At 43.9% G+C, this 6,421-nt stretch carries 5 protein-coding genes; all 5 read right to left on the bottom strand.

Going from position 1 to position 6,421, the window contains the following annotated elements:
* Nucleotides 1-187: 187 nt before the first annotated feature.
* The 5 genes from L1D50_RS20565 to carA all read right to left on the bottom strand — a co-directional run bounded on the left by L1D50_RS20565 (nucleotide 188) and on the right by carA (nucleotide 6,278).
* On the bottom strand, nucleotides 188-463 hold the full coding sequence (locus L1D50_RS20565) for a hypothetical protein (RefSeq protein WP_128728348.1): 276 nt from the start codon (nucleotides 461-463) through the stop codon (nucleotides 188-190).
* Nucleotides 464-610: 147 nt separating this feature from the next.
* Nucleotides 611-1,216, bottom strand: a complete 606-nt coding sequence (locus L1D50_RS20570) for a hypothetical protein (RefSeq protein WP_128728349.1) — start codon at nucleotides 1,214-1,216, stop codon at nucleotides 611-613.
* Nucleotides 1,217-1,383: 167 nt separating this feature from the next.
* Complete coding sequence (gene greA, locus L1D50_RS20575) at nucleotides 1,384-1,860, bottom strand: transcription elongation factor GreA (RefSeq protein WP_010377973.1); 477 nt, start codon at nucleotides 1,858-1,860, stop codon at nucleotides 1,384-1,386.
* A 46-nt stretch (nucleotides 1,861-1,906) separates the two neighbouring features.
* Nucleotides 1,907-5,125, bottom strand: coding sequence for a carbamoyl-phosphate synthase large subunit (gene carB, locus L1D50_RS20580; protein ID WP_128728350.1), 3,219 nt, complete (start codon nucleotides 5,123-5,125; stop codon nucleotides 1,907-1,909).
* Nucleotides 5,126-5,141: 16 nt separating this feature from the next.
* Nucleotides 5,142-6,278 (bottom strand): glutamine-hydrolyzing carbamoyl-phosphate synthase small subunit, encoded by a 1,137-nt coding sequence (carA, locus tag L1D50_RS20585; RefSeq protein WP_010377970.1) that lies wholly within the window; start codon nucleotides 6,276-6,278, stop codon nucleotides 5,142-5,144.
* Nucleotides 6,279-6,421 lie beyond the last annotated feature (143 nt).

A 6,421-nucleotide genomic window follows, 5' to 3' on the forward strand; every position in this document is an offset into this window, starting at 1 on the left:
GTATACAATATATTTTATATAACTTTATGGAATAGTGGATCGACGGACAAGCCATCATAATCTTAAAAACGGATATCCAAAGGGAAAGTCGTAGCTTATACATACATCCAATTGGTTGATCTTTATGATTAAAAATCCAACCAATTGACGAAAAGGAGGAATAAAAATTTACAGTGAGTGGAATAAATTAGATCTTATCAATATGGGAAATAGCGCCGGAAGTAATTTTTACTCTCACTCGATAAGTGGATAGTGTGATTGAATAAACACCATCATTGGGTTTTTGTGCTAACAAATGCTGCAGCCCTAACAACAACTCATCTGTATCGTTACCACCGCTGGTGTTTCTTGAATCTAGATATTCTTTTCCCTGCTTCAGTGCCTTATCCAATACCACTGAAGCGACTTGCTGAGTAGACTTATTTTTCAACGTCTTAAACAATGCGCTTTTTAATAAACTCATGGTTACTCTCCTGATAAAGATACCGGCTCATAATAACACCAATTATGAACCGGTGCCTGATTGGTTTTGGGAACAATCCGAGTGTAACAAGTATACTTTAAAAGTCTAAAGCAAATTCGTTTCAAACTATGTCAGACGTGTACCACTCTACTCGATCTCAGCTAAGTAATTTATTTGCTCGGCAAGCTGCCTACCAGAAAAGAGTTTCGGCACAAAATGCAATAGATTTAAGGAAAGTTGGTGCTCGGAGCGTGTGGTATTTACTAAACTAGGTAAAGTGCCTAATTCGCTACTAATATCGTGCCAAACGGGATTATCCTCATTAAGCTTTTCATAAGCAATGGTATTGAACTCAAAATTTTCAAAATATTCATCGACTAAGACCAATGACTGAGTAAGCTTAAGCGAATCAAGTAGCTCTCGAGAAAAGCAGTGCCGAGCTTCCGAACTATTAGTGGTAAAAAAATGATCCGGAAGATTATAACCAACAATTAAATCTGAACTTTCGTACAAGCTATTGGTGTACAACAAAGCGGTTAGAATAAGATAGGTATCGTATCTCGCTAAGCTCACTCCTTGCAAAAGCTCACTCTGCTTACTGAGGTCAATCGCAAAGCGACTACGCATGGTACGCCAAAAATAATGTTGATCCAGGGAAAGGTCCCGCGCGCCAGCACCTGCCAACCTAGATCTCCAACTGGACATAAACAATTCAAACCCTTGTGTTTTAAACTGGTCGACTTCAAATGACATCCATTTCTCCTAAAAGTGTTTATAGCAAAAAATACACAGGCATCATCTTAAGCTATAAGAATCTTGAGAAATGGCAATTACACGGCATTACAGCTGCAAAAGTCGAAATAAGATGATTAAGATTGAGATAGTATAAAGCCCGCAGACCCGGGCTTTAAAAGGAAGGATTACTTGTATTCAACTTCGATGATTTCATATTCAACAGCACCATTTGGTGTTTGAATATTCACTGTATCATCCAGTTCTTTACCGATTAACCCACGCGCAATCGGTGAATTAACAGAAATCAAATTGTTCTTAAGATCAGCCTCGTCGTCACCAACGATACGATAAGTCACTTCTTTGTCTGTATCTACATTAACAATAGTCACAGTACTACCAAAAATCACTTTGCCGTTATTCTGCATTTTAGTCACGTCGATGATTTGTGCTGTCGAAAGCTTAGCTTCAATTTCTTGAATTCGGCCTTCACAAAAACCTTGCTGCTCACGTGCAGCATGGTACTCAGCATTTTCTTTCAAGTCACCGTGTTCACGCGCTTCTGCAATATCGGCAACGATTTTCGGGCGAACAACTTTTTTTAAATGATTCAGTTCATCACGAAGCAGCTCTTCGCCTCGTACTGTCATCGGAATTGATTGCATAAGTATCTCACTCATTGCCAGAGCTAACGCTCTGGCCTTGTTCTTCTTAGTTCAAACGCTGGTGTAGTTCTTGAACAGAGTTTACAGAACTTCTGTCGTCAGCTTCATTCGCTGTACAGTTTGCAAACGCTGCATTTAGCGTAGTGGTGTAGTTAGTCTTATGCTGAAGTGCACCACGACGTAACACCTTCGAGTCCTCAATAGCTTGGCGACCTTCGGTCGTATTAACGATATAGCTATACTCACCATTCTTGATACGGTCAAGAATATGAGGACGGCCTTCGAATACTTTGTTTACGCGACGTACTTCAATACCCGCTTCTTCAAGCGCTTTCGCCGTACCATTCGTTGCATCTAGCTCAAATCCAATTGCTTTCATTGTCTTAGCTAGTTCAACTACGCGTGCCTTATCACCATTACGCACAGATAGTAGCGCGCGGCCGCCACGTGGTAAAGTGTTTGATGCACCTAATTGGGCTTTTGCGAATGCTTCGGCGAAGTTTTCACCAACACCCATCACTTCACCCGTCGAGCGCATCTCTGGACCACGCATTGGGTCAACACCTGGGAACTTAGCGAATGGCAATACCACTTCTTTTACACTGTAATATGGAGGAATCACTTCCTTCGTTACACCTTGGCTTTCAAGAGACTGACCAACCATACAACGTGCCGCAACCTTTGCAAGTGCAACGCCTGTTGCTTTTGAAACAAATGGTACTGTACGAGCAGCACGCGGGTTAACTTCAATCAAATAAACTTGACCATCTTTCACCGCAAACTGAGTATTCATCAGACCCACAACACCTAGCTCAAGCGCCATATCGCGAACCTGCTTACGCATCACGTCTTGAATATCTTGCGCCAGCGTGTGTGCTGGTAATGAACAAGCCGAGTCACCCGAGTGAACACCCGCTTGCTCGATGTGTTCCATGATACCGCCAATGATAACGTTCTCACCGTCACAAATAGCATCTACATCGACTTCGATCGCATCATCCAAGAAACGGTCAAGTAGCACTGGTGCTTCATTAGAAACAGACACCGCTTCTGTCATGTAGCGACGTAAGTCGTCTTCATCGTACACGATTTCCATTGCTCGACCACCAAGTACGTATGATGGACGAACAACCAGTGGGAAGCCAATTTCTTGTGATTTAGCAACCGCTTCTTCTAGTGACGTCACTGTTGCGTTTTCTGGTTGCAGTAGATCTAGACGCTCTACTAGCTGTTGGAAGCGTTCACGGTCTTCTGCGCGGTCAATGGCGTCAGGAGAAGTACCAATTACAGGAACACCATTCGCTTCAAGGTCTCTTGCCAGTTTCAGTGGCGTTTGGCCACCGTACTGAACGATCACGCCTTTTGGCTTTTCAACACGGACAATTTCCAGCACGTCTTCAAGTGTAATTGGCTCGAAGAATAGGCGATCAGACGTATCGTAGTCTGTTGAAACCGTCTCCGGGTTACAGTTAACCATGATAGTTTCATAGCCATCTTCACGCATTGCAAGGGCTGCGTGTACACAGCAGTAATCAAATTCGATGCCTTGACCGATACGGTTAGGACCGCCACCGATAACCATGATTTTGTCTTTGTCAGAAGGATTCGCTTCACATTCTTCATCATACGTTGAGTACATGTAAGCGGTGTCTGAGCTAAATTCTGCAGCACATGTGTCCACACGCTTGTAAACCGGTAGGATTTCAAGCTGGTGACGCTTCTTGCGAATTTCTTTTTCTGATACACCCGCGATTTCGGCAATGCGAGCATCTGAGAAACCTTTACGTTTCAAGCGACGCAGGAAGTCTTTGTTTAGACCTGCCATTCCCACTTCAGCGATTGTCGCTTCATCTTTTAAAATGTCTTCGATTTGAACTAGGTACCAAGGGTCAATCTTAGTTAATTCAAATACTTCTTCGACAGACATGCCATGACGCATCGCATCGGCAATATACCAAATACGCTCGGCACCTGGCTCGCGCAATTCGCGAATGATCGTTTCTTTTGCGTTTGGCGCATCTAATGCGACAATCGGGTTCAGACCCGTTGCACCCACTTCTAGACCTCGTAGTGCTTTTTGTAATGACTCTTGTTGGTTACGACCAATTGCCATTACCTCACCAACCGACTTCATTTGCGTAGTTAGACGGTCGTTTGAACCTGCGAATTTTTCGAAGTTAAAACGAGGGATCTTAGTCACTACGTAGTCGATTGACGGCTCAAATGATGCTGGAGTTGCACCACCTGTGATGTCGTTTTGAAGCTCATCTAGCGTGTAACCTACGGCAAGCTTGGCTGCGATTTTAGCGATCGGGAAGCCCGTAGCCTTTGACGCAAGTGCAGAAGAGCGTGATACGCGTGGGTTCATCTCGATGATAACCATACGGCCATCAACTGGGTTTACACCAAACTGAACGTTTGAACCACCCGTTTCAACACCAATTTCACGAAGTACCGCCATCGAGGCGTTACGCATGATTTGATATTCTTTATCAGTTAGCGTTTGTGCTGGCGCAACTGTGATTGAATCACCAGTGTGTACGCCCATTGGGTCGAAGTTTTCGATTGAACATACGATGATACAGTTGTCGTTTTTGTCACGAACCACTTCCATCTCATATTCTTTCCAGCCTAATAGGCTTTCATCGATAAGCAGCTCATTGGTTGGTGACAGATCAAGACCACGAGTACAGATCTCGTCAAACTCTTCCATGTTATACGCAACACCACCACCGGTACCACCCATCGTGAATGAAGGACGAATAATACATGGAAACCCGATACGAGTTAAGATATCGTGGGCTTCATCCATTGAGTGTGCAATTTCAGCGCGAGGACATTCTAGGCCGATATTTTTCATCGCCGCATCAAAACGCTCACGGTTTTCCGCTTTATCAATCGCATCTGCAGTCGCACCAATTAGCTCAACGCCATGTTTAGCAAGCACACCGTGCTTATCTAGGTCTAGCGCACAGTTAAGTGCTGTTTGGCCACCCATAGTAGGTAGCACCGCATCAGGCTTTTCTTTTTCGATGATCTTTTCTACCACTTCCCAGTGAATAGGCTCAATGTAAGTCGCATCCGCCATTTCAGGGTCAGTCATGATAGTCGCAGGGTTAGAGTTTACAAGAATAACTCTATAGCCTTCTTCTCTAAGCGCTTTACAGGCCTGAGCACCAGAGTAATCGAATTCACATGCTTGGCCGATAACGATTGGACCTGCGCCCAAAATCAGAATGCTTTTTATGTCGGTACGTTTTGGCATTATTACTCCGGTCTAATTAAGCGTTGCGAGATTGCATTAATTCAATGAAATGGTCGAATAGCGGTGCCGCATCATGTGGACCAGGACTTGCTTCAGGGTGACCTTGGAAGCTAAACGCTGGCTTATCAGTACGGTGAATACCTTGCAGTGTGCCATCGAACAGTGACTTGTGCGTTGCACGTAGCGTATCAGGAAGCGTTGCTTCGTCAGCAGCAAAACCGTGGTTTTGTGCTGTGATCATCACAACATCACGATCTAAGTCTTTAACCGGGTGGTTACCACCATGGTGACCAAACTTCATTTTTACTGTTTTCGCACCAGAAGCGAGTGCTAATAACTGATGGCCTAAACAAATACCAAAAATAGGTGTATCTGTCTCTAAAAATGCTTTGATTGCTTCAATGGCATAAGTACATGGCTCAGGGTCGCCAGGACCATTTGATAGGAAGATACCATCAGGGTTTAATGCAAGTACATCAGCAGCGGAGGTTTCTGCTGGAACAACGGTTAACTTACAGCCTCTATCAACTAACATTCTAAGAATGTTCTTTTTCACACCAAAATCGTACGCAACAACATGGAATTTTTCTTCTTCAGCAGAAAGCGTTTTAAAGCCCTCGCCTAGAGTCCAGCTTGATTCACGCCATTCAAACTGAGATTCTGTTGTTACTACTTTTGCTAAATCCATCCCTTTCAAGCCAGGGAATGCTTGCGCCGCTTCTAGCGCTTTTTGCTCGTCTACTTCGTCACCTGCGATAATACAGCCATTTTGGGCACCTTTATCACGTAAAATGCGAGTTAGTTTACGAGTATCAATATCTGCGATCCCTAAGATATTGCGTTCTTTCAAGTAATCACTCAATGATTGTTCGTTACGGAAATTACTCGCAAGCAGTGGTAAGTCACGGATCACTAGGCCTTTTGCCCAGATCTTGTCCGCTTCCTCATCTTCGCTGTTAGTACCGGTGTTGCCGATATGTGGGTAAGTAAGCGTAACGATTTGTTCCGCGTATGAAGGATCCGTTAAGATCTCTTGATACCCCGTCATTGACGTATTAAATACCACCTCACCGACTGACATACCGTCAGCACCGATAGCAGTACCGCGAAACACCGTGCCGTCTTCAAGGACTAACAGAGCGGATTTAGTCAAGTTAACCTCCTAATAGTAAAAAACGGGCGAAAGCAAAACGCTCAACATCCCGTCTACAAAGCGCTTGGTAACACGCAGTTATTAAAATTTTGGCAAATTCGTTATAGTCTACAGCATGAATGCCTTTTCGTCTAATACAAATC

Origin of the sequence: Pseudoalteromonas sp. Isolate6 (assembly GCF_022398435.1) — a bacterium.
In the GTDB taxonomy this organism is placed as follows: domain Bacteria; phylum Pseudomonadota; class Gammaproteobacteria; order Enterobacterales; family Alteromonadaceae; genus Pseudoalteromonas; species Pseudoalteromonas galatheae.